We start from the raw sequence: 22,310 nt of genomic DNA on the forward strand, positions 1-22,310 counted from the left end.
ACAAAAGAAAAGCTTCATGGTTTAATATACCCCATAAGGGTATAAATGGAGGTGCTTATGTTTCACTTATTTACGAAAATAGATAGTATTTCTACAAGTGAATTGGAACAAAAATTAAAAGAGAAGATTCAACTGCTAGATGTACGAACACCGTCTGAATATCGGCGTGGTCATATCAAAGGCGCAAAGAATGTCCCACTCAATGAAATCGCAAGATACACGCCAGCAACAAATGAAACACTGTATGTCATTTGCCATTCCGGTGTGCGGAGCAAAATGGCAGCCAAAAAGCTAAAGAAAAAAGGCCACGATGTTGTCAATGTTCAAGGCGGTATGAGTGCTTGGACCGGAAAAGTTGTTTAAAAGTGATAAAGGAGGAAGTTGAATGAAAATTATCATTGTTGGTGGGGTTGCAGGTGGAATGTCTGCAGCGACGCGTTTAAGACGGCTAAAAGAAGACGCTGAGATTATTATTTTTGAAAAGGGGCCATTCGTTTCCTTTGCGAACTGTGGTCTGCCTTACTATGTTTCTGGAGAAATTGCTGAGCGGGAAGACTTGTTAGTGCAAACGCCTGAGAGTTTGAAGGCACGCTTTCGTTTAGATGTGCGACCTTTCCATGAAGTGACGGCTATCTCACCAGATCAACATATAGTGACGGTTCGGCATGACGGAAAGGAATTTACAGAGAGTTATGATAAGTTGATTTTATCTCCGGGGGCAAAGCCTTTTGTGCCTCCAATTGAAGGTTTGGAAACAGCTGAAAATACCTATACTTTACGTAATGTTCCTGACCTAGATGAGATTATGTTGGCTTTGGAGAAAGAACCAAAAGAAGCTGTGGTGATTGGTGCTGGATTCATTGGGCTTGAAATGGCAGAAAATCTTCGTAAGCGTGGTTTGAATGTGACAATTGTTGAGAAAGCACCGCATGTTTTGCCACCGCTGGATGAAGAAATGGCTGCTTTTGTTCAGGCTGAATTGTTGAAAAACGGCATTCAAGTAATTACTTCTCAGTCTGCTACGCGGTTTGAGGACAAGGGAAAGGTCATTGTGCTGGAAAATGGGCAAAAGATTGCTTCTGATGTGACCATTCTGTCTGTCGGGGTGCAACCGGAGAATGCTTTGGCACAGGCGGCAGGTATTGAACTGGGACTGCGTGGCGGTATCTTAGTCAATGAGCGTTATGAAACCAGTCAACCTGATATTTATGCAGTCGGCGATGCGATTGTTGTCAAGCAAGAAGTTACAGGAGAAGATGCACTGATTTCATTGGCTTCGCCTGCCAATCGTCAAGGTCGTCAAGTTGCGGATGTGATTGCTGGAGTAGCTCGAAAGAATAAAGGCAGCATTGGTACAGCTATTGTTCGGGCATTTGACATGACGGCAGCTTCAACAGGGCTGAGCGAGCGCATTCTTCGTATGAATGGCCTGCCTTATCAAGTTATTCATGTCAGTGGTAAGGATCATGCTGGCTACTATCCGGGTGCGACTGATGTGACCTTGAAACTCCTCTTTGAGCCAACAAGTGGCAAAATTTATGGTGCACAAGGTGTTGGGAAAAAAGGCGTTGATAAGCGGATTGATATTTTGGCAACGGCTATTAAAGGTAATCTAACCATTTTTGATTTGCCAGAGTTGGAATTTACCTATGCGCCACCGTTTGGCTCTGCTAAAGATCCGGTCAATATGCTGGGATATGCAGCCTTAAACTTGGTAGAAGGTTTGAGTGACAATATCCAGTGGTATGAATTGGAAGATGAACTAGCTGCTGGTAAGAAGTTCCTAGATGTGCGGACGGCCAGTGAGCTTCAACAAGGTCGTTTGAAAGTAGATACAGTTCACATTCCATTGAATGAGCTGCGTGAGCGTTTAGGAGAGCTAGACAAGTCGCAGGACTACATCGTGAGCTGTCATAGCGGACTTCGCAGCTATATTGCTGAGCGCATTCTTAAACAAGCAGGATTTTCTGTTAAGAACCTAGACGGCGCTTTTGCCTTGTACAAAATGGTAAAACCAGAGGGAGTAGAATATGGAAACTAGCATCAGCATGCCTGAATTTTATAAAAAATATCAGACAGAAACCTTATCCATTCTTGATGTGCGAGAGGCTTATGAGTTCGCGTCAGGGCACGTTCCGACAGCACAGAACCTGCCTTTGAGTAGTTTGGAGGAAGGCTACAAACAACTCAGCCAGCAGGAGAAATACTATGTCATCTGCCAATCTGGCGCACGTTCTGCGGCTGCGTGTCAGTTTTTAAGTGCGCAAGGATTTGATGTGACCAATGTGGCTGGGGGTATGAATATCTGGCCCGGAGAGGTAGAGTAAAGTAAAAGAAATCCCGATTAAGTGCTATCTTAATCGGGTTTATTCGTATTACAATTCAATAATATGAGCTTCGTAACCAATGGCTTCTAGGAATTTGAGTAGGTCTGTCGTGTTTAAAAAGAGTGTTTTCTCATTGGTATTGGGATGAAAACTCATTCGTTTTTCTGACATGATTTCTTTGTCAAAATAGACTTGAATGTCTTTATCGGCATTGTTTAACAATCCAAATGGAGAGACGACGCCTGCTGGCAACATCATTTTTTCAAATAGACTGTCAGCGGATGCCATGCGGATTCTATTGGCTTTTACCAGTTCTTTAAATAAGTCCATGTCCAAGCGCTTTTTGTCGTCCATGATGAGCAAGTAGTAGGCGGTTTTCTTCTTGTTAGTGAGAAACATCGTTTTGGTGCGGACACCTTCAATGCCTTCGATAAAGCTGTCTGCTTGCTCGGTCGTAAGTGCTGGTTCGTGCTCCACGATTTCAAATGGAATGTTTAACTTGTTTAAGGTTTCTTCTACTTTTGTGTATAAGTCCATTTTACTTGCCTCCTTTGATTTGTTTTATTACTCTTATTATACCATATTGAGGAGGACTTTTCTTTCAATGGTTGGCAACCTGCCCCCCAAAAGCAGTCCATTCCGTCGATCGGGTCACTAGTCTGTCCTAAAAGCGATTCACTCTGTCCGTCGGGCGGACGGTTTGCCCAGAAACAAGTTTGCTTTGTCCGCCGGGCTGATGGTTTGCCTAGAAACAAGTTTGCCTTGTCCGCCGGGCTGACGGCTTGCCTAGAAACAAGTTTGCTCTGTCCGCTGGGTTGACGGCTTGCCCTAAAATAGATTTGCTCTGTCTGCTGCGCTGACGACTGCCCTAAAAAGTAGTTTGTTGTGTCCGCCCATCGGATACCCTTTTTAGAGATAATTCTGTTTATTGCTTCATTGCACTTTTCTAAAAAATGAGATGATAGCTTGAATTGCACTAGTCGTATACCTCAAATAAAGAAACCTCAGCAGTTTTCGTCGTCTGCTGAGGTTATTTTCGTTTGATAAGATATTGGACGGCTTTCTCTAGTCGCTCTTTTTGAGATTCAGGATCGTCCAAAGGGTGATTGAGACAGTCGGTAAGATTTTCGGTAATCATCAACTCAATGACCCGCTCGACACTAGAGCGAACAGCAGTTAATTGGGTGATAATGTCTGCACAGTCGCGTTCTTCCTCTATCATTTTTTGAATACCTCGCAGTTGTCCTTCGGAGCGTTTCAGCCGTGTAATAAGTTTTGAGTTTGCCATGTCTTTGTCCTCTGTTTATTTTTTTACATTATATCTTGAATGGACCCCTTTGTCAAAGTTCTCGCTCCGCCCTTTTCATGGTATAATGAAAGAAATAGAGTGTCACTTACAATGGAGTTTCTATTTGAGCAGAAAGCTGCTAGTAACTGGATTTCATGGGTGTATGAAGGTTTAGTTATGCCTTGATTTATGGTATAATGATAAAACACTTGAAAGAGGATAAAAGGATGAATATTCAACAACTGCGCTATGTTGTAGCCATTGCCAATAGTGGCACCTTTCGTGAAGCCGCTGAGAAAATGTATGTCAGCCAGCCGAGTTTGTCCATTGCAGTTCGGGATTTAGAAAAAGAATTGGGTTTTAAAATATTCCGTAGAACGAGCAGCGGCACATTTTTGACACGTCGAGGAATGGAATTTTACGAAAAAGCTCAAGAATTGGTCAAAGGATTTGATGTATTTCAAAATCAATACGCCAATCCAGAGGAAGAAAAGGCAGAATTTTCCATTGCCAGCCAGCACTATGATTTCTTGCCACCTCTGATAACGGAATTTGCCAAACGCTATCCAAAAGATAAGAATTTCCGAATTTTTGAATCTACTACGGTGCAGATTTTAAACGAAGTAGCACAAGGACACAGCGAGATTGGCATTATCTATCTGAACAATCAAAATACTAAAGGAATGATGCAGCGGATTGATAAATTGGGACTAGAAGTGATAGATTTGATTCCTTTTCAGACGCATATCTATCTACGGGCAGATCACCCCTTAGCTGGGAAAGAGGAGCTTACTATGGAAGATTTAGCAGATCTGCCGACAGTTCGTTTTACACAGGAAAAGGACGAATATCTTTATTACTCAGAGAATTTTGTGGATACTAGTGCCAGTTCTCAGATGTTTAATGTGACGGACCGTGCCACTTTAAATGGTATTTTAGAGCGGACAGATGCTTATGCGACAGGCTCTGGATTTTTGGATAGCAATAGCGTAAACGGCATTACGGTGATTCGGTTAAAAGACAATTTGGAAAACCGTATGGTTTATGTCAAACGCGAAGAAGTAGAGCTTTCGCCGGTCGGTGCAGCTTTTGTTGCTGTGATGGAAGAATATTTTGCAAAAAGAGGTAAAAAATGAAACGAAAAGTGATGGTGCCAATTGTGATTGTAGCCTTGATTGCGCTGGATCAATGGGTCAAGTTTGAAATTGTCAAAAACATTCAATTAGGCGAAGTAAAGCCTTTCATTCCAAAGATTTTGAGTTTGACCTATTTGCGAAATACAGGAGCGGCATTTTCAATTCTGGAGAACCAGCAATGGTTGTTTGCGGTAATTACTTTAGTGGTGATTGGCGCTGCTATCTGGTATTTGAGCAAGCACATCAAAGGTTCTGTCTGGCTGCTGTCTGCTTTGAGTTTAATTATTGCAGGTGGAATTGGAAATTTTATTGACCGCATGCGCCAAGGTTTTGTTGTGGATATGTTTCAGCTCGATTTTATCAATTTTGCAATTTTTAATGTTGCGGATAGTTATCTGACGATTGGTGTGCTTGTGCTGATAGTGATGATGTTAAAGGAAGAGGGCAATGCAAGTTAAAGTAGAGATTGGCGGTGTACGGTTGGACAAGGCGGTTGCTGATTTGACACCATTATCCCGAAGTCATGCCAATGAACAAATCAAAAATGGACAAATCTTAGTCAACGGACAAGTGAAGAAAGCCAAGTATGCTGTCAAGGTAGGCGACGTGATTACTTATGAATTGCCCGAACCAGAAGCACTAGAATATGTTGCAGAAAATCTGCCGCTAGATATTGTTTATCAGGATGAAGATGTTGCAGTGGTGAACAAGGCTCAAGGTATGGTGGTGCATCCCAGTGCAGGGCATACGAGCGGAACGCTGGTCAATGCGCTGATGTACCACATCAAGGATTTGTCCGGTATCAATGGTGTTTTGCGCCCCGGAATTGTCCATCGGATTGATAAGGATACATCAGGATTGCTGATGATTGCCAAGAACGATGATGCGCATATCAAGCTCGCTGAGGAATTAAAAGATAAAAAATCCCTGCGGAAGTATTGGGCGATTGTACATGGTAATCTGCCGAATGACAGAGGTGTTATTGAAGCACCGATTGGACGCAGTGAAAAAGATAGAAAAAAACAAGCTGTAACGGCAAAAGGAAAGCCAGCTGTTACACGTTTCCATGTTTTAGAACGTTTTGGCAATTATACGCTGGTAGAATTGCAGCTGGAAACAGGGCGTACGCATCAAATTCGTGTGCACATGGCTTATATTGGTCATCCAGTAGCGGGTGACGAAGTGTACGGGCCGCGGAAAACGCTAAAAGGGCATGGACAATTCTTACATGCCAGAACACTTGGATTTACTCATCCTAAGACGGGAGAAGTCATGGAATTTACAGCAGAAGCGCCAGCTATTTTCCAAGAAACACTAGAGAAGTTGCGAAAAGGAATGGAGTGAGAGAATATCTCTTTCTGCTTCATTTCTTTTTTATTTTGCTCGAAATTTTGGTATAATAATGCAATATATCAGCTTTGGAGAGGGTTATGAAATATAGACGAATTGTATGTAAAGTCGGTACCAGTTCTTTAACAAATGAGGATGGAAGTTTATCGAGAGCGAAAGTGAGAGTGATTACTCAGCAGTTAGCCATGCTACATGAAGCAGGGCACGAAGTGATTTTAGTCTCATCAGGAGCAATAGCAGCGGGTTTCTCATCTTTGGGCTTTAAGAAACGCCCGACAAAAATTGCAGACAAGCAAGCGTCCGCAGCGGTAGGTCAGGGCTTGTTGCTAGAAGAATACACGACGAATCTGCTATTGAAAAAGATTGTCTCGGCTCAAATTTTACTAACACAAGATGATTTTGCGGATAAACGACGCTATAAAAATGCACATCAAGCGATTTCTGTCTTGCTTAACAGAGGAGCCATTCCGATTATCAATGAAAATGATACGGTTTCCATTGCTGAGTTGAAAGTCGGTGACAATGATACGTTGAGCGCTCAAGTTGCGTCTATGGTGCAAGCGGATTTGTTAGTTTTATTAACGGATGTTGACGGGCTTTATACGGCAAATCCAGTCAATAATCCTGATGCCAAGCGCCTTGATTTGGTAGAGGAGATTACGACAGATTTGCTTGAAATGGCAGGTGGAGCAGGCTCTTCTAATGGAACAGGTGGTATGCTGACCAAGCTAAAAGCAGCAACGATTGCCACTATGGCAGGGGTTCCTGTTTACATTTGCTCTTCTTTGAAAGAGCAACCCCTCATCGAAGCCGCAGAAAATCAGGGAAATGGCACATTTTTTACTGCTTCAGCCAAAAATATGAAAACGCAAAAACAATGGTTGGCTTTTTACGCTACTAGTCAAGGCTCTATCTGGGTGGATAGAGGAGCAAGCACAGCATTGAGTGAGCAAGGCAAGAGCTTACTTGTTTCAGGAATTTCAAAAATGTCAGGACACTTTTCTTATGATGATATTGTGACCGTCTATGAAAAGGACACAGAGCGCATTTTAGGAAAAGGACGTGTTCGTTTTGGGCAGTCAGCTTTACAAGATATGCTGAAAGCCAATAAACCAAAGGGAGTGGTAATTCACCGAGACAATTGGATTTCACTAACGCCTGAATTGGAATTATTATTGTCAGAATTTTAAGAGGAAGTAGGATATGAATAGTACACAAGGCTTACTAGAGAAAATCAAGCAAGCAAAAAAATCAATTAACACAGCTTCAACAACTGAGAAAAATAAAGCTCTGTCTTTGATGGCTGATTATTTAGAAGCAGCTACGGACGCAATTTTGATGGCCAATGCGGAAGATATGACAGCAGCAAGAGGTCATATTTCTGAGGTCATGTTGGATCGTCTGTATTTAGATGCCAATCGCATCAAAGACATGGCAGCTGGCATTCGTCAAGTGATTGCGTTGACAGACCCCGTTGGAGACATCTTAGAAGTCTCTCATTTGGAAAATGGACTAGAAATCACTAAAAAGCGGGTAGCTCTTGGAGTGATTGGAATTATCTATGAAAGTCGTCCAAATGTGACATCTGATGCAGCCGCATTAGCCATTAAGAGCGGAAATGCAGTTATCCTTCGTAGTGGAAAAGAGGCACACAAAACAGCAGCTGCCATTGTTTCCGCGCTAAAGGCGGCACTTCGTCAGACCGCGATTTCAGATGATTGCTTGCAGTTGGTGTCAGATACCAGTCGTGAAAGTGCTCAAATCTTGATGAAAGCAAAAGGATATTTGGACTTGCTAATTCCTCGTGGGGGTGCGGGGCTGATTCAAGCTGTCGTTGAAAATGCGACTGTTCCTGTGATTGAGACTGGTACGGGGATTGTTCATATCTATGTTGATAAGGACGCTGACCAAGAAATGGCACTAGAGATTATCAACAATGCCAAAACCAGTCGTCCTTCGGTCTGCAATGCAATGGAAGTCTGTTTGGTTCATAAAGAAATTGCTTTCCAGTTTCTCCCAACATTAGAAGAACGCTTAGTAACTGTTCGTAAAGCGCGTGGGGTAGTACCTGTTCAACTTCGATTGGATGAAACAGCTCGCTCTTTCATCTCAGGGGAAATAGCAGAGCCTAGCGACTTTGATAGCGAATTTTCAGATTACATCATGGCTGTAAAGGTAGTGGATTCTTTGGAAGAAGCTATCACACATATTGAGCAACACAGCACACATCATTCAGATGCCATTATTACCAACAATGCCACCAGCGCAGCGATTTTTACAGAGCAGGTTGATAGTGCAGCAGTCTATGTCAATGCCTCCACACGTTTCACAGACGGTGGAGAATTTGGTTTAGGCTGTGAAATGGGGATTTCTACTCAGAAATTACACGCACGCGGTCCGATGGGCTTAAAAGAATTAACGAGTTATAAATATGTTGTGCAAGGTTCAGGACAAATTAGGGAGTAAAAACATGAAAATTGGATTTATCGGCTTAGGAAATATGGGTGGCGGTTTAGCACGTGTAGTGGCTAGGCAAAAAAAACATCAAATCCTGCTCGCAAATCGAAGCTCAGAAAAAGCAAAGCAGATTGCGAATGAAGTGGGTGGCGAACCTGTCACGAACGAAGTCATCTTTGAGCAAGCAAATGTTATTTTCTTGGGTGTGAAACCCAATCAATTTGCGGATTTGTTACAAGAATACCAGGTTATTTTGGAAAAGCGCAGCTCTGTTTTACTCATTTCTATGGCTGCCGGCTTGACCTTGCAGCAGTTAGAAGCTCTCGTTCCTACACAACATCGGTTAATCCGGATAATGCCCAATACGCCTGTTGCAGTTGGTGCTGGTGTTATCAGCTATGCTTTATCAGATGAAGCAACAGAGCAGGATGAACACTTGTTGTGTGAACTATTGGATCTTGCCGGTTTGTTGGTTCATTTAAAGGAGCAGCAGTTAGATGCGGCAACTGCTGTGGCTGGATGTGGTCCTGCGTTTGTTTATCTCTTTTTGGAAGCACTGGCTGATGCAGGGGTACAAACTGGCTTACCACGAGATTTGGCTTTGCAATTAGCGAATCAAACCCTTTTAGGTTCAGCGGTATTAGTCAAAGAAAGTGGCCAACATCCTGCGGTTCTCAAAGATCAGGTTTGTAGCCCAGCAGGCTCAACGATTGCGGGAGTAGCGAGTCTTGAAGCAGATGCTTTCAGAGGAAACATTATCAAAGCCGTTGCTGCATCTTATAAACGCACTCAGAAACTAGGCAAATGACATAGATGGTTTCCAATGCTTGAAGTATTTTGTGACATTAGAAAAATCTATAAGAGAAAATCAAATGATTCTTTATCTTTGTAAAAATCTCTAACTGCAAAGTGTATGGTGCAATTAATCAACAACATAGCAGTTGATTGCTCAAGGTATTAGCAGATAGAAGTGAAGGACGTTAAATCTTGTAATTTTTATTAAGTATTAAGCCAAAAAGTCTTTTAAAAATTATTCATTTTATCTCATTTGTCAAATTTTTTATTTTATAGTAAAATGGAAAAGCATGATAAATTCTAGGTGTGATGTCTAGAGATTAGTGAAGGAGAAGTATGAATCAATTACCAAATTGTCCAAAATGCAACTCAGAATATGTTTACGAAGACGGTTTGCTGTTAGTTTGCCCTGAATGTGCATACGAATGGAATCCGGCAGAAGTCGTTGAAGAAGATGATCGTATCAGAGCAATTGATGTAAATGGGAATCAGCTTGCGGACGGAGATACCGTCACTCTCATCAAAGATTTAAAGGTCAAAGGTGCTCCAAAGGATTTGAAACAAGGGACGCGCGTGAAAAATATTCGGATTGTAGAAGGAGACCACAATATTGACTGCAAGATTGATGGTTTTGGTGCGATGAAGCTCAAATCAGAGTTTGTCAAGAAAATCTGAGGTTGATGATGAAGCGAAATGTGATTTTTTATAGCCGCATGATATTGTTTATGTTAGGGTTTATAGGAGTCTACCTTGAAATCACAAAGCATGGTGGCTTAGGAATGCTGATGTACTACACAGTTTTATCTAACATGATTGTCACAGTTTTTACGGCCTATTTGCTCTATCTAATGGCGCGTTCTGAACATCGTTGGCAAACGCAGTCGCTGTTTCGGCTAAAAGGCGGAGTGACCATGTGTATTATGATTACATGCGTCATTTATCATTTTATGTTGGCACCGCTCGCAACTGATTTTTATCGACTTGAAAATTTCCTTTGTCATTACATTGTGCCACTATGGTTTTTAGCAGATACCTTGTTGTTTGATAAACGCTCACAATATCGTTGGTTTGACCCGATTGCTTGGACGAGTGTGCCTTTGATTTATTTGGCTTTTGCTCTATTTAATGGCCTAATTATCAAATGGTCTATTCCAGGTGCAAAAGATAGTCCTTTTGCTTATTTTTTCTTAAATATTCCAAAATACGGTTGGCCGTATGTACTGCAATGGTCACTTAAAATTTTTATCGGCTATTTGTTAGCAGGTTTCTTATTTTATGGGGTTATGTCCCTATCCTCGCGTAGGAAATTGTCTTCTTAATACTTGAAAATAGATTCTGTTTGAAGAAAACCATTCTTTTTGAATAATTTTCTTCAGACTTTTTTCTTTCCGAAAAATAAATTGCTTGAAACTAAGCTAAAAATATGATATTTATAATAAATACAAGATTTTAGTAAATGAAAAGTTTCATAATTTTTAAATTTAAAAGCAAATATTTTGACATCATTAAATTTATAATGACAAGATAATTAGAAATAAAAACGTTTTCAAATAAGAAATAATTTTATTCTTTAGCTTCACCAGCTTTGTTTATTAAACTACAAAAGCTCAAGGAGTACAGAACAATGCCTTTAGAAATGATTACTAAAGAAATATTTAAACAACATTATCAAAAGGTAAAATGGAAATCCTTTATTCCATCCGTAGAAATGTCTATTCTATTGAAAAAAGAGGGTATAATGTTGAGTTCATTGGCTTCTTTACTAACAATCAATTACAAGTATCAGCCTTATTATTTAGTACAAAGATGGCGGGTGGTTTATACCTAGAAATCAACTCTGGACCTGTTGTTACTAATTATGAGTTCTTACCTAAATTTTATGAAGAATTAAAAATCTATGCAAGAAAGTTAAAGGCTATGGAGCTGGTTGTAAAACCTTATGATATTTATCAAGTCTTCAATAGTAAAGGTGAGCCTATTAGTACAGAAAAGAAGGAACTTGTATCTATGCTCACCAACCTGAATTACCAATTTGATGGCTTACAAAAGGACTATCCTGGAGGTGAAGGTGATTGGCATTTTGTAAAAGACCTAAATGACTTAACAGAAGAAACGTTGTTAAAATCTTTTACTAAACAAAGAAAATCATTAGTAAAAAAGCTAAAACATTTGGTATAGAACTGCATAAACTTAAACGTAATGAGCTTTATAAATTTAAGCAGATTACTTCATCAACTTCTGAACGTCGCAACTATAATGATAAGACTTTAGATTATTATGAAAAATTTTATGATAGCTTTGGAAACAATGCAGAATTTATCATAGCTAGCATAAATTTCAAAAATTATTTGGAGCGTCTGCAAAGTAATCAGGATGAATTATCCAAAAAGATTAAATTACTACAAGATTATCTTGAAGAAAACAACCATTCCTCTGAAAAAAACTGAATCAAATTCGAGAACTATCTAGTCAATTTGAAACGTTTGAAATACGAAAAAACGAAGCATACCAACTATTAAAAAAGCATGGAGACGAAAGTACAATATTAGCTAGCAGTCTTTTTATATACACTCCCCAAGAAACGGTCTATCTCTTTTCTGGATCCTATCCTGAATTTAACAAATTCTACGCACCTGCTCTTTTGCAAGATTATGTAATGCGAGAATCAATCAAGCGAGGTATTCCCTGTTACAACCTTTTGGGTATTACTGGTCATTTTGATGGTTCTGACAGTGTACTTCGTTTTAAACAAAATTTCAATGGTTATGTCCTAAGAAAAATGGGAACTTTTAGATATTATCCTTCCCCGTTTAAACATAAAACTATTCAAATAATTAAAAAAATTTTAAATAGGTAAAACCTGAGATATATTCTCATAATTCTATCATCATCACTCTCATAAAAATGCAAACTGAGAATATAATATATAGAAAGGTTCTCAAATTAAAAATCAGAAGTTCTACTAATGTGTACTTCTTTTTTTGGCTTTACATCAACTTTTTATTATATTTTAGTCAATTATTCATCATAAGAAACAATCTTGTGTCAAATTTGCCCCCACACTTTCCTATGAAGTTATAGCACTTGTAATCCCAATAGATCTTTATCTGTATAAAAACGACTCTCACATTAACTTTTCGTTTTAGAGCTGAAAGAATAGGCTTTATTTGAACTTTTCTCAATTTGAGTGTTATTTTTCTGCTAAAATTGAGAAAATTAGGACTTGAGATTCAAAACCTGACGATTACTAGCATATTGTGAAAAATTTTGTTAAGATAGAAAGCAATTAGGAGGAAATCATGGATTTAGTAGAAATTAGAAAAGAAATTGATCAAATAGATGCAGATTTGATTGCCTTACTAGAAAAAAGAATGGCTTTGGTGAGTCAAGTTGCTCTCTATAAACGTCAGACTGGAAAAGCTGTATTAGACACTCAGCGAGAACAAGTAATTTTAGAGAAAGTTGCAAATAGTGTACATGAAAAACAGTACGAAGAAAGCATTGTTCAGACTTTTTCTGATATTTTGAAACATTCGCGTGCTTATCAAGACCAACACATCAAATAACAAAGGAAATTCAAATGAAAAATGCACGTGACATAGAGCTGATCAATAGTGGAAAGCGAGTGGTAGCTATTACCATATTGTCCATTCTGATAGGATTAGTGATCGGAGTTACTGATACGATATTTGGACGAACTCTCATATTTTTAAGCGAAGTTCGGTCAATGCATCCTTTTTACTTGATTCCTTTTTTAGCTTTAGCAGGATTAGCGATTGTATTTCTTTATCAAAAATACGGCGGAAAAAGTAGTAAAGGGATGACCTTGATTTTTGATGTAGGACATGGTGTAGAGAATCATATCCCAAAGCGCCTGATCCCTTTGGTTATATTGACAACTTGGATGACGCACCTTTTTGGTGGCTCAGCTGGTCGAGAAGGAGTAGCAGTACAATTAGGAGCAACAGTTTCTCATTGGTTTGGCAAGAAATTTTCTATCCCCAACACTTCAAAAATCTTTTTAGTCACAGGGATGGCTGCTGGTTTTGCTGGACTGTTTCAAACACCGCTGGCGGCAATTTTGTTTGCAATGGAAGTCTTGGTTGTAGGAACCATGCAACTGACGGCTCTGTATCCTGCAATGATTGCTTCTTTCGTTGCTTCTTGGACATCGCATGCGTTAGGGCTTGAGAAGTTTGTACAGCCAATTTCTGTGCATCTGGTATTGTCACCGACGCTTCTTATCAAATTAGTGTTTCTTGGAGTTCTATTTGGACTTTGCGGCAATGTATTTGCTTATGCTCTCTCATGGAGCAAAAAGAAAGCAGCAATTACTTTTCCAAATCCCTACAAACGGATTGTCGTTATGGGAATATTTTTAAGTATCGTCTTTCTGCTGTTAGATAAAGGTCGCTACTCAGGGCTTGGAACAAATTTGATTGCAGCTAGTTTTGCTGGTCAGCCCGTCTATGTATATGATTGGCTCTTCAAGTTACTTCTAACAGTTTTGACTTTGGCAGCTGGCTTTCAAGGTGGAGAAGTGACACCGCTTTTTGCAATTGGTACAAGCTTAGGTGTGTTGCTAGCAGGTCTATTTGGACTTCCAGTTGGTTTGGTTGCTGCACTAGGTTATGCTGCTGTTTTTGGAAGTGCGACCTCTACTTTCTTAGGCCCGATTTTAATTGGCTGTGAAGTATTTGGCTTTACTAATTTCCCCTATTTTTTCATAGTGTGTGTGGTGGCATTTTCTCTACATCGTCAGCATTCGATTTATGGAGCTCAAAAAATTCGATATTGAAGCATGTTTTCTCCTGCGAGGTTTTAACTTGTAGGAGATTTTTATTTTGTGTTATACTAGAAAAAGCAATATTAGAAAAGGGAAATCATGACAAAAGCAGATACTATTTTTAAAGAAAATATTCGAAAAATTTTAGATGAAGGTGTTTTTTCTGAAAATGCACGCCCTCGTTATAAAAACGGGAAAGTGGCTAACTCTAAGTATATTACAGGTTCTTTTGCTGAATACGACTTGAGCAAGGGAGAATTTCCTATTACAACGCTTCGGCCGATTGCTATTAAGTCAGCTATCAAAGAGGTGCTCTGGATTTACCAAGACCAATCCAATAGCTTAGATATTTTAGAAGAAAAGTACAATGTTCATTATTGGAATGATTGGGAAGTAGGAGATACTCGAACGATTGGCTTGCGCTATGGCGCTGTTGTTAAGAAACATGATATTATCAATAAAATCTTGAAACAGCTAGAAATCAATCCTTGGAATCGACGAAATATTATCTCGCTTTGGGATTATGAAGCATTTGAAGAAACAGAAGGTCTACTACCGTGTGCTTTTCAGACCATGTTTGATGTACGCCGTGTAGACGGTGACATTTATCTGGATGCAACTCTGACACAACGCTCAAATGATATGCTAGTAGCTCATCACATCAATGCCATGCAGTATGTAGCATTGCAAATGATGATTGCTAAGCATTTTGACTGGAAAGTTGGTAAATTCTTTTATTTTGTCAATAATTTGCACATTTATGATAATCAATTTGAACAGGCTAAAGAATTACTTCGACGTGAACCAACTAACTGTACGCCACGCTTGGTTTTAAATGTTCCAGACGGAACCAACTTTTTTGATATTAAAGCAGACGATTTTGAATTGATCAATTATGACCCTGTTAAGCCGCAGTTGAAATTTGATTTAGCGATTTGAGAATGAAGTAATTTTCAGATTTTCAAAATCTAAAAAATAAAGGGCTGTATCTAACTATTTTCACTAGACATCATAAAAGAATGGATTTCTTGTGCGATATAAATTAGTGTTGATTTGATAGTTAAAGTCAGCCTTTTTTTGTGAAATTTGATAAAATAGAAATATCAATTCAAAGGATGAGGAAATGATAAAGAAAATTGTAGCTATTTGGGCGCAAGATGAGAATGGCTTGATTGGGCGAAACAACACATTGCCCTGGCATTTACCAGCTGATCTCAAGCATTTTAAAGAAATGACAACTGGGCAGGCTATTTTAATGGGGCGAGTGACTTTTGATGGGATGAACCGCAGGGTATTGCCCAATCGCACGACAATTATTTTGACGAGAGACAAATCCTATCAGGCAGAGAATGAGCGAGTTCTGGTGTTTCATGATGTTGACTCGGTTATGAAATGGTATGAGACTCAGGAAAAAACTCTTTATATTATCGGCGGTGGTCAGATTTTTTCTGCGTTCGAGCCCTTAATAGATGAATTAGTTATTACCCATATTCATGCTCGTTTACAAGGTGATACTTATTTTCCGAAAGATTTTGATATGACGAAATTTCAGGAGTTGTCTCATCAGTTTCATGCCAAAGATGAAAAGAATGAGTATGACTTTACTGTCACAACCTTTCAGAGAAAGGAGTCGTAATGGAACGTAGTATTTTCGGATTTTTTACGGCTCTTTTATGTATCGTTTGTGTTATGGCGGCAACGCAAGCTTTTCGTAAAAAACGGTATGGATTGTCAGTGCTCTTTTGGCTGAATGCTTTTACAAATTTAGTGAATAGTATTCATGCTTTTTATATGACCTTATTTAAATGAGAAAAAAGAATAAACAACGAATAGAATTGGAGTGAAAAATGCCTACAAATCGTACGAACGAAATGATGGTTTATTGTTCTTTTTGTGGTAAAAGCCAAGAAGAAGTGCAAAAGATCATCGCAGGAAATAATGCCTTTATTTGTAATGAATGTGTGGAATTAGCACAAGAAATCATCAGAGAGGAACTAGCAGAAGAAGTGCTAGCAGACTTGTCAGAAGTGCCAAAACCACAAGAACTACTCAATATTTTGAATCACTATGTGATTGGACAAGACCGTGCTAAGCGTGCTTTGGCTGTGGCTGTCTACAATCACTATAAACGCATCAATTTTCATGATAATCGTGAAGATGAGGAAGATGTCGAATTGCAGAAATCCAATATCCTTATGATTGGTCCAACTGGTTCTGGCAAGACCTTCCTCGCTCAAACTTTAGCAAAAAGTCTGAATGTTCCTTTTGCGATTGCAGATGCGACAGCTTTGACAGAAGCTGGGTATGTCGGAGAAGATGTTGAAAATATTCTCTTGAAACTCTTGCAAGCAGCAGATTTCAATATTGAGCGTGCTGAACGTGGTATCATCTATGTAGATGAGATTGATAAAATTGCGAAGAAAAGCGAAAATGTCTCTATTACTCGTGATGTGTCTGGTGAAGGTGTTCAGCAAGCGCTCCTCAAAATTATTGAAGGAACTGTAGCCAGCGTACCTCCGCAAGGCGGCCGCAAGCACCCTCAACAAGAGATGATTCAAGTAGATACGAAAAATATTCTCTTTATCGTTGGTGGTGCATTTGACGGTATTGAAGAAATTGTCAAACAACGTCTAGGCGAAAAAATTATCGGTTTTGGTCAAAACAACAAGGCCATTGATGAAACTGGTTCTTATATGCAAGAAATCATCTCTGAAGATATTCAAAAATTTGGCTTGATTCCTGAATTGATTGGTCGTTTACCTGTGTTTGCAGCGCTTGAGCCTTTAACAGTTGATGATTTGGTGCGAATCCTTCGCGAACCAAAGAATGCTTTAGTGAAGCAATATCAGACTCTTCTTTCTTATGATGATGTCAAATTGGAGTTTGATGATGATGCTCTCCAAGAGATTGCCAACAAAGCCATTGAACGTAAGACAGGTGCGCGCGGATTACGTTCAATCATCGAGGAAACTATGATAGATGTCATGTTTGAAGTTCCAAGTCAAGAAAATGTGAAGCTGGTAAGGATTACCAAGGAAGCAGTTGACGGAACGGATAAGCCGATTTTAGAAACAGCATAAAGAGGTGTGCAATGGAAATTAACACACACAATGCAGAAATTTTGCTAAGTGCAGCAAATAAATCTCATTATCCGCAAGACGAGATTCCTGATATTGCCCTTGCTGGACGATCAAATGTTGGTAAATCTTCCTTTATCAATACATTGTTAAATCGAAAAAATCTAGCTCGAACTTCTGGCAAGCCAGGAAAAACGCAATTACTGAATTTCTTCAATATTGATGACAAACTTCGTTTTGTGGATGTCCCAGGATATGGCTATGCTAAAGTTTCTAAGACAGAACGAGCGAAGTGGGGCAAGATGATCGAGGAATATCTGACGAGCAGGGAAAATCTCAGAGCAGTTGTCAGTCTAGTGGATTTTCGGCATGAGCCAAGTGCAGACGATGTACAAATGTACGAATTTCTCAAATATTATGAAATACCAGTCATTGTCGTAGCCACGAAAGCTGACAAAATTCCACGCGGTAAATGGAACAAGCATGAATCAATCATTAAGAAAAAGTTAGATTTTGATAAAAATGATGATTTTATTGTTTTTTCATCTGTCAATAAAGATGGTTTAGATGCAGCTTGGGATGCGATTTTGGAAAAAATTTAGAGTTGAAGAAAGACTGAGAATCATTTTCTCGGTTTTTTATAATGAATCTGTCACCAAATTGTAACTAAGAGCTGGGAATTTTATGTTATAATCAAAATATATTATACTGGAGAATAAGCTATGAGAAAGAAAAAATTGAAAAAAAGAATTTTAACAGTTCTAGCTTTGGCGGTCGCCGCTTTATTGGTTAGTGCAGTTTTGTCCAAGCAAGTTCACCCAGCTAGTGCCAATGATGAGACTTACCAACGTCCGTTAACTCAAACAGAGGTGTTCATTTCACAAATTGGTGAAACGGCTCGTCAATTAGGACAAGAGAATGATTTGTATGCTTCGGTTATGATTGCACAAGCAATTCTGGAAAGCAATTCTGGACGTTCTGCTTTATCAGCCGCTCCTCATCATAATTTGTTTGGCATCAAAGGACAGTATGCTGGTCAGTCAGCCACAATGCCTACACTAGAAGATGATGGACAAGGAAATAGTTATAATGTCAATGCAGAATTTAGATCCTATCCAAGTTATGTTGAATCTTTACAAGACTATGTGGCGATTTTAAAACATAGCCGCTACACTTATGCTTGGAAGAGTAATACGACTAGCTATATGAATGCGACTGCTGCTTTAACAGGTATCTATGCAACGGATACAAGCTATAATGTTAAGTTGAATAATTTGATTCAACAATATAATTTGACACAATACGATGTACCAAATGTGCAAGCAACCAATGTTGCAACAACTAACAAAGTCTACAATCCTTATCGCCAACAATACACAACACAGGAAGTGTTAGATTTGGATGTCGCTTGGGCAAATCGTCATCAATAATATTTTATTTGAAAGAAATTTAGTAGGAGAGAGCGACATCGTTCTTCTCCTTTTTATCTGGAATTCATCTAACAAAAATTCTCCTATAAAAATAATTGTATCCGCTAACAAATCACAGAGAAGGCTAGATTATGATAAAATAGAACTAGTTTTGTGTAGGAAAAGAGATTTCATGAAAGATTTATTGAAATATTTTAAAGGTTATATCAAGGAATCCTTGTTAGGACCGCTTTTTAAATTGTTAGAAGCTAGTTTTGAGCTATTGGTGCCAATTTTGATTGCAACAATTGTTGACCAAACAATCCCTAAAAAAGATAGTGCGCATCTTTATACCATGGTCTTTTTGTTGGTTGTCCTAGCATCATTTGGTGTTGTTGTGGCGGTTATTGCTCAATATTATTCTTCAAAAGCAGCGGTAGGATTTACACGTCAATTAACCAAAGATTTATATCAAAAGATTATGCGTTTGCCAAAAGCTAGTCGAGATAACTTGACGACATCTAGTCTGGTCACTCGTTTGACAAGTGATACTTATCAAATTCAGACTGGTATCAATCAATTTCTTCGTCTTTTTTTGCGCGCGCCGATTATTGTTTTTGGCTCAATAATCATGGCATTTTTGATTAGTCCAAGTATTACACTGTGGTTCTTACTCATGGTTGTCATCCTAACGGGCATTATCTATATCATGTCACGCTTGGTGAATCCGCTTTACGCTAAAATTCGGCAGATTACAGATAAAATTGTCAATATGACACGCCAGCAACTGCAAGGTATGCGTGTTATCCGTGCCTTTGGGCAAACAAATAAAGAAATTCATGAGTTTAGAGATACCAATGAAATTTATAAGACCTGGCAGATAAAAACAGGAGTTTGGTCTAGCTTGATTAGCCCGTTGACTTTTTTAGTGGTAAATAGTACGTTGGTCATGGTTATTTGGCATGGGAATCTAGCTATTGGACAGGATTTGCTGACGCAAGGGGAATTAGTCGCTTTAGTCAATTACCTTTTGCAAATTTTGATAGAACTGTTGAAATTAGCTATGCTCGTCACTTCTTTGAACCAAAGTTACATCAGCGCTGGACGAATCCAAGAGGTTTTTGAACAGGAAGAGGAAGATGTACTAGCAGAACTGTCAATACGGCATTCTGTTGGTGCTCAATCTATTTCTGCCGAAAATGTTACCTTTACCTATCCACAAGCTGCTAGTCCAGCTTTGGAAAATATTTCGTTTGACGTACTATCTGGTCAGACTTTGGGAGTGATTGGTGGAACAGGCTCAGGAAAATCAACCTTGGTGCAGCTCTTAGCGCATTTGTATACGATTGATACTGGTCAGTTGGCTATTTTCAAAAATGGTCGAAGCCCTCGAAATCTTAAAGAATGGCGCACTTGGATGAGTTTGGTGCCACAAAAAGCAGAATTGTTCCGCGGAACGATTCGCTCAAATTTATTGCTGGGTTTGGAAGACAAGGTGACGGATGAACAACTTTGGTGGGCTCTTGATATTGCGCAGGCTAGTGACTTTGTACAGGAAAAAGAAGGTCAGCTAGATGCAGTAGTAGAAGCTTTTGGTCGGAATTTTTCCGGTGGTCAACGCCAACGGTTGACGATTGCGCGCGCTATTTTACAAAAAGCACCTTTTCTGGTGCTGGATGATTCCACTTCGGCACTTGATTATTTAACAGAAGCTAAACTATTGCAAGCGATTAAAGAGCAGTTAAAGAACACAAGTTTGATTTTAATTTCACAGCGAACCAATAGCTTGCGTGCAGCTGATCAGATACTTGTCTTGGACAAGGGTCGGCAGGTCGCTCTTGGCAAACATGAAGATTTGCTTCAAACGAGCGCTATTTATCGAGAAATTCATCTCTCACAACATAGTAAGGAGGAAAAGCATGAAAACGAGGTATTCTAAAAGTGGTCTGAAACGCCTTGCAAGTGATTTGTTGCAACAGCGCTGGCTTTTCCTACTAGCTACAATTGGAACAATTGTTCAGGTTGCTTTGACCATTTATTTGCCAATTTTGATTGGGAATGCAGTTGATAGTGTTTTACTTCCTGATGCAAGTCAGCATTTGCTTCCAATTCTCTCGAAAATGGGTATGGTGATTGTTGCCAATACAGCGATTCAATGGCTCAATCCTTTAATCTATAATCAGTTGATTTATAGTTATAGTCAGAAACTTCGGGATGCAGTCATTCAAAAAATTCATCGACTTCCCTTGGCTTATCTTGATCGTCAAGGGAGTGGTGATTTAGTGAGTCGATTGACGACGGATGTGGAGCAGTTAAATAATGGTCTGCTCATGGTCTTCAATCAGTTTTTTGTAGGCGTGTTGACTATTTTTGTAACGATTGTGACAATGGCAAGGATTGACTTTTTCATGATGATATTAGTCTTGCTTTTAACTCCCTTATCTATGCTGATTGCGCGTTTTATTGCCCGTAAAAGTTACAAGCTGTTTCAAAAACAAACAACAGCTCGGGGGCTGCAGACGCAGCTCATTGAAGAAAGTTTGTCTCAAGAAAGTTTGATTCACAGTTTCAATGCCCAAGAGCAATTCATTACGGATTTTACAAAGGGCAATGAGAGCTATGCGGACTATTCTCAGGATGCTATTTTTTATTCCTCTACTGTCAATCCAGCGACTCGCTTCGTGAATGCTCTTATTTATGCCATTGTTGTTGGATTTGGTGCAGTTCGTATCATCAATGGCTCTAGTTTCACAGTTGGCCAATTAGTGACATTCTTAAATTATGTCAACCAATACACCAAGCCATTCAACGATATTTCGTCTGTTATGGCTGAATTACAAAGTGCCCTTGCTTGTGCAGAGCGCTTGTACATGATTTTAGATGAAAAAAAAGTTGTAGAAACTGGAAAAGAAGAACTCACGAGTGAAGCAGTACGGGGTGCGATTCATTTTGAGCACGTCCGTTTTGGTTATGAAAAAGATAAACCTTTGATTCACGATTTAAACATGACCGTTCCAGCAGGAAGCAAAGTTGCTATTGTCGGACCAACTGGTGCTGGGAAATCGACTTTAATCAATCTCCTCATGCGTTTTTATAATGTAGATGCGGGTAAGATTAAGTTAGACGACAGAGATATTACAGATTACACCAGAGTTTCATTTCGCCAGCAGTTTGGTATGGTTTTACAAGAAACATGGCTGAAGACGGGGACAATTCATGAAAATATTGCTTTTGGGCGACCAGAGGCTAGCCGAGAAGAAGTAATTGCAGCAGCTAAAGCTGCTAATGCTCATTTCTTTATTCAGCAATTGCCACATGGCTACGATACTTATCTAGCAGATGCAGGAGATTCTTTGTCACAAGGACAACGGCAGTTATTGACCATTGCGCGTGTTTTTCTAGCGATTCCTAAAATCCTGATTTTGGATGAGGCAACATCCTCTATTGATACGCGGACTGAAGTGCTCATTCAAGAGGCTTTAAATAAGCTCATGGTAGGAAGAACCAGTTTTATCATTGCTCATCGCTTGTCTACCATTCAGAATGCAGATATCATTTTAGTGTTGGTTGACGGAGATATTGTGGAACATGGCAGTCATCAAGAGCTGATGCAAGCACAAGGCGTTTATTACCAAATGCAGACAGCTCAAGGGAACTTGGCTGTTTAAGATCGACTAGGAGAACA

At 39.3% G+C, this 22,310-nt stretch carries 23 protein-coding genes and 1 pseudogene; 22 read left to right on the forward strand and 2 right to left on the reverse strand.

Annotated elements, in window-relative coordinates:
- Positions 1 to 57: 57 nt before the first annotated feature.
- The 3 genes from ACOMA9_RS01030 to ACOMA9_RS01040 are packed head-to-tail and all read left to right on the forward strand — an operon-like array spanning position 58 to position 2,327.
- Positions 58 to 363: a rhodanese-like domain-containing protein gene (locus ACOMA9_RS01030; RefSeq protein ID WP_421424372.1), complete on the forward strand. Its 306-nt coding sequence runs from the start codon at positions 58 to 60 to the stop codon at positions 361 to 363.
- Positions 364 to 385: 22 nt separating this feature from the next.
- On the forward strand, positions 386 to 2,041 hold the full coding sequence (locus ACOMA9_RS01035) for an FAD-dependent oxidoreductase (protein WP_330945066.1): 1,656 nt from the start codon (positions 386 to 388) through the stop codon (positions 2,039 to 2,041).
- The gene (locus tag ACOMA9_RS01040) at positions 2,031 to 2,327 is read left to right on the forward strand and encodes a rhodanese-like domain-containing protein (RefSeq protein WP_421424374.1); all 297 of its coding nucleotides are present in this window, start codon (positions 2,031 to 2,033) and stop codon (positions 2,325 to 2,327) included. Before ACOMA9_RS01035 ends, ACOMA9_RS01040 begins: the two co-directional genes overlap by 11 nt.
- Before the next feature lie 48 nt (positions 2,328 to 2,375).
- Here the strand turns inward: ACOMA9_RS01040 and ACOMA9_RS01045 are convergent, their stop codons facing one another.
- Together ACOMA9_RS01045 and ACOMA9_RS01050 are read right to left on the reverse strand one after the other, a co-directional pair.
- Positions 2,376 to 2,864 carry a prolyl-tRNA synthetase associated domain-containing protein gene (locus tag ACOMA9_RS01045; RefSeq protein WP_003032586.1) on the reverse strand — a complete coding sequence of 163 codons (489 nt, stop codon included), beginning with the start codon at positions 2,862 to 2,864 and terminating at the stop codon, positions 2,376 to 2,378.
- Positions 2,865 to 3,357: 493 nt separating this feature from the next.
- Positions 3,358 to 3,615: a metal-sensitive transcriptional regulator gene (locus tag ACOMA9_RS01050; RefSeq protein ID WP_330945068.1), complete on the reverse strand. Its 258-nt coding sequence runs from the start codon at positions 3,613 to 3,615 to the stop codon at positions 3,358 to 3,360.
- A 227-nt stretch (positions 3,616 to 3,842) separates the two neighbouring features.
- Between ACOMA9_RS01050 and ACOMA9_RS01055 the strand changes: the two genes are divergently transcribed.
- The 19 genes and pseudogenes from ACOMA9_RS01055 (at position 3,843) to ACOMA9_RS01145 (ending at position 22,293) form a co-directional block, all read left to right on the forward strand.
- Positions 3,843 to 4,751, forward strand: coding sequence for a LysR family transcriptional regulator (locus tag ACOMA9_RS01055; protein ID WP_003041613.1), 909 nt, complete (start codon positions 3,843 to 3,845; stop codon positions 4,749 to 4,751).
- On the forward strand, positions 4,748 to 5,209 hold the full coding sequence (lspA, locus tag ACOMA9_RS01060; protein WP_421424375.1) for a signal peptidase II: 462 nt from the start codon (positions 4,748 to 4,750) through the stop codon (positions 5,207 to 5,209). Before ACOMA9_RS01055 ends, lspA begins: the two co-directional genes overlap by 4 nt.
- On the forward strand, positions 5,199 to 6,095 hold the full coding sequence (locus ACOMA9_RS01065; protein WP_421424377.1) for an RluA family pseudouridine synthase: 897 nt from the start codon (positions 5,199 to 5,201) through the stop codon (positions 6,093 to 6,095). The genes lspA and ACOMA9_RS01065 overlap by 11 nt, the downstream gene beginning before the upstream one ends.
- Before the next feature lie 86 nt (positions 6,096 to 6,181).
- On the forward strand, positions 6,182 to 7,291 hold the full coding sequence (gene proB, locus ACOMA9_RS01070; protein ID WP_330945069.1) for a glutamate 5-kinase: 1,110 nt from the start codon (positions 6,182 to 6,184) through the stop codon (positions 7,289 to 7,291).
- Positions 7,292 to 7,304: 13 nt separating this feature from the next.
- A complete protein-coding gene (locus ACOMA9_RS01075; RefSeq protein ID WP_247905663.1) occupies positions 7,305 to 8,567 on the forward strand; it encodes a glutamate-5-semialdehyde dehydrogenase in 1,263 nt (420 codons plus the stop codon).
- Between the two features lie 4 nt (positions 8,568 to 8,571).
- Entirely contained in the window at positions 8,572 to 9,366 is a 795-nt protein-coding gene (gene proC / locus ACOMA9_RS01080; protein ID WP_247905662.1) for a pyrroline-5-carboxylate reductase, read from the forward strand.
- A gap of 323 nt (positions 9,367 to 9,689) precedes the next feature.
- Complete coding sequence (locus ACOMA9_RS01085) at positions 9,690 to 10,028, forward strand: zinc ribbon domain-containing protein YjdM (RefSeq protein WP_247905660.1); 339 nt, start codon at positions 9,690 to 9,692, stop codon at positions 10,026 to 10,028.
- A gap of 8 nt (positions 10,029 to 10,036) precedes the next feature.
- Complete coding sequence (locus tag ACOMA9_RS01090) at positions 10,037 to 10,672, forward strand: Pr6Pr family membrane protein (RefSeq protein ID WP_330945094.1); 636 nt, start codon at positions 10,037 to 10,039, stop codon at positions 10,670 to 10,672.
- A 305-nt stretch (positions 10,673 to 10,977) separates the two neighbouring features.
- Positions 10,978 to 12,210, forward strand: a pseudogene (locus tag ACOMA9_RS01095) (aminoacyltransferase).
- A gap of 442 nt (positions 12,211 to 12,652) precedes the next feature.
- Complete coding sequence (locus ACOMA9_RS01100) at positions 12,653 to 12,919, forward strand: chorismate mutase (RefSeq protein WP_003027973.1); 267 nt, start codon at positions 12,653 to 12,655, stop codon at positions 12,917 to 12,919.
- A gap of 14 nt (positions 12,920 to 12,933) precedes the next feature.
- On the forward strand, positions 12,934 to 14,151 hold the full coding sequence (locus ACOMA9_RS01105; RefSeq protein ID WP_247906573.1) for a voltage-gated chloride channel family protein: 1,218 nt from the start codon (positions 12,934 to 12,936) through the stop codon (positions 14,149 to 14,151).
- Positions 14,152 to 14,238: 87 nt separating this feature from the next.
- Positions 14,239 to 15,078, forward strand: coding sequence for a thymidylate synthase (locus ACOMA9_RS01110; protein ID WP_247905658.1), 840 nt, complete (start codon positions 14,239 to 14,241; stop codon positions 15,076 to 15,078).
- A gap of 184 nt (positions 15,079 to 15,262) precedes the next feature.
- Positions 15,263 to 15,775, forward strand: coding sequence for a dihydrofolate reductase (locus tag ACOMA9_RS01115; RefSeq protein WP_247905657.1), 513 nt, complete (start codon positions 15,263 to 15,265; stop codon positions 15,773 to 15,775).
- On the forward strand, positions 15,775 to 15,948 hold the full coding sequence (locus ACOMA9_RS01120) for a hypothetical protein (protein WP_195323165.1): 174 nt from the start codon (positions 15,775 to 15,777) through the stop codon (positions 15,946 to 15,948). The genes ACOMA9_RS01115 and ACOMA9_RS01120 overlap by 1 nt, the downstream gene beginning before the upstream one ends.
- Positions 15,949 to 15,986: 38 nt before the next feature.
- Positions 15,987 to 17,219 carry an ATP-dependent Clp protease ATP-binding subunit ClpX gene (gene clpX, locus ACOMA9_RS01125; RefSeq protein ID WP_106083669.1) on the forward strand — a complete coding sequence of 411 codons (1,233 nt, stop codon included), beginning with the start codon at positions 15,987 to 15,989 and terminating at the stop codon, positions 17,217 to 17,219.
- Positions 17,220 to 17,230: 11 nt separating this feature from the next.
- Entirely contained in the window at positions 17,231 to 17,818 is a 588-nt protein-coding gene (yihA, locus tag ACOMA9_RS01130; protein WP_421424380.1) for a ribosome biogenesis GTP-binding protein YihA/YsxC, read from the forward strand.
- Positions 17,819 to 17,938: 120 nt separating this feature from the next.
- The gene (locus ACOMA9_RS01135) at positions 17,939 to 18,646 is read left to right on the forward strand and encodes a glucosaminidase domain-containing protein (protein WP_330945070.1); all 708 of its coding nucleotides are present in this window, start codon (positions 17,939 to 17,941) and stop codon (positions 18,644 to 18,646) included.
- 172 nt (positions 18,647 to 18,818) lie between these two features.
- Positions 18,819 to 20,564 carry an ABC transporter ATP-binding protein gene (locus tag ACOMA9_RS01140; RefSeq protein WP_330945071.1) on the forward strand — a complete coding sequence of 582 codons (1,746 nt, stop codon included), beginning with the start codon at positions 18,819 to 18,821 and terminating at the stop codon, positions 20,562 to 20,564.
- Entirely contained in the window at positions 20,545 to 22,293 is a 1,749-nt protein-coding gene (locus tag ACOMA9_RS01145) for an ABC transporter ATP-binding protein (RefSeq protein WP_421424382.1), read from the forward strand. The genes ACOMA9_RS01140 and ACOMA9_RS01145 overlap by 20 nt, the downstream gene beginning before the upstream one ends.
- Positions 22,294 to 22,310 lie beyond the last annotated feature (17 nt).

It is taken from the genome of Streptococcus atopicus (assembly GCF_049166725.1).
Lineage (GTDB): Bacteria > Bacillota > Bacilli > Lactobacillales > Streptococcaceae > Streptococcus > Streptococcus hominis.

Coding starts and splice junctions, on each gene's coding strand:
- ACOMA9_RS01030 (WP_421424372.1), top strand. CDS start 58: ATGTTTCACTTATTTACGAAAATAGATAGTATTTCTACAAGTGAATTG.
- ACOMA9_RS01035 (WP_330945066.1), top strand. CDS start 386: ATGAAAATTATCATTGTTGGTGGGGTTGCAGGTGGAATGTCTGCAGCG.
- ACOMA9_RS01040 (WP_421424374.1), top strand. CDS start 2,031: ATGGAAACTAGCATCAGCATGCCTGAATTTTATAAAAAATATCAGACA.
- ACOMA9_RS01045 (WP_003032586.1), bottom strand. CDS start 2,864: ATGGACTTATACACAAAAGTAGAAGAAACCTTAAACAAGTTAAACATT.
- ACOMA9_RS01050 (WP_330945068.1), bottom strand. CDS start 3,615: ATGGCAAACTCAAAACTTATTACACGGCTGAAACGCTCCGAAGGACAA.
- ACOMA9_RS01055 (WP_003041613.1), top strand. CDS start 3,843: ATGAATATTCAACAACTGCGCTATGTTGTAGCCATTGCCAATAGTGGC.
- lspA (WP_421424375.1), top strand. CDS start 4,748: ATGAAACGAAAAGTGATGGTGCCAATTGTGATTGTAGCCTTGATTGCG.
- ACOMA9_RS01065 (WP_421424377.1), top strand. CDS start 5,199: ATGCAAGTTAAAGTAGAGATTGGCGGTGTACGGTTGGACAAGGCGGTT.
- proB (WP_330945069.1), top strand. CDS start 6,182: ATGAAATATAGACGAATTGTATGTAAAGTCGGTACCAGTTCTTTAACA.
- ACOMA9_RS01075 (WP_247905663.1), top strand. CDS start 7,305: ATGAATAGTACACAAGGCTTACTAGAGAAAATCAAGCAAGCAAAAAAA.
- proC (WP_247905662.1), top strand. CDS start 8,572: ATGAAAATTGGATTTATCGGCTTAGGAAATATGGGTGGCGGTTTAGCA.
- ACOMA9_RS01085 (WP_247905660.1), top strand. CDS start 9,690: ATGAATCAATTACCAAATTGTCCAAAATGCAACTCAGAATATGTTTAC.
- ACOMA9_RS01090 (WP_330945094.1), top strand. CDS start 10,037: ATGAAGCGAAATGTGATTTTTTATAGCCGCATGATATTGTTTATGTTA.
- ACOMA9_RS01100 (WP_003027973.1), top strand. CDS start 12,653: ATGGATTTAGTAGAAATTAGAAAAGAAATTGATCAAATAGATGCAGAT.
- ACOMA9_RS01105 (WP_247906573.1), top strand. CDS start 12,934: ATGAAAAATGCACGTGACATAGAGCTGATCAATAGTGGAAAGCGAGTG.
- ACOMA9_RS01110 (WP_247905658.1), top strand. CDS start 14,239: ATGACAAAAGCAGATACTATTTTTAAAGAAAATATTCGAAAAATTTTA.
- ACOMA9_RS01115 (WP_247905657.1), top strand. CDS start 15,263: ATGATAAAGAAAATTGTAGCTATTTGGGCGCAAGATGAGAATGGCTTG.
- ACOMA9_RS01120 (WP_195323165.1), top strand. CDS start 15,775: ATGGAACGTAGTATTTTCGGATTTTTTACGGCTCTTTTATGTATCGTT.
- clpX (WP_106083669.1), top strand. CDS start 15,987: ATGCCTACAAATCGTACGAACGAAATGATGGTTTATTGTTCTTTTTGT.
- yihA (WP_421424380.1), top strand. CDS start 17,231: ATGGAAATTAACACACACAATGCAGAAATTTTGCTAAGTGCAGCAAAT.
- ACOMA9_RS01135 (WP_330945070.1), top strand. CDS start 17,939: ATGAGAAAGAAAAAATTGAAAAAAAGAATTTTAACAGTTCTAGCTTTG.
- ACOMA9_RS01140 (WP_330945071.1), top strand. CDS start 18,819: ATGAAAGATTTATTGAAATATTTTAAAGGTTATATCAAGGAATCCTTG.
- ACOMA9_RS01145 (WP_421424382.1), top strand. CDS start 20,545: ATGAAAACGAGGTATTCTAAAAGTGGTCTGAAACGCCTTGCAAGTGAT.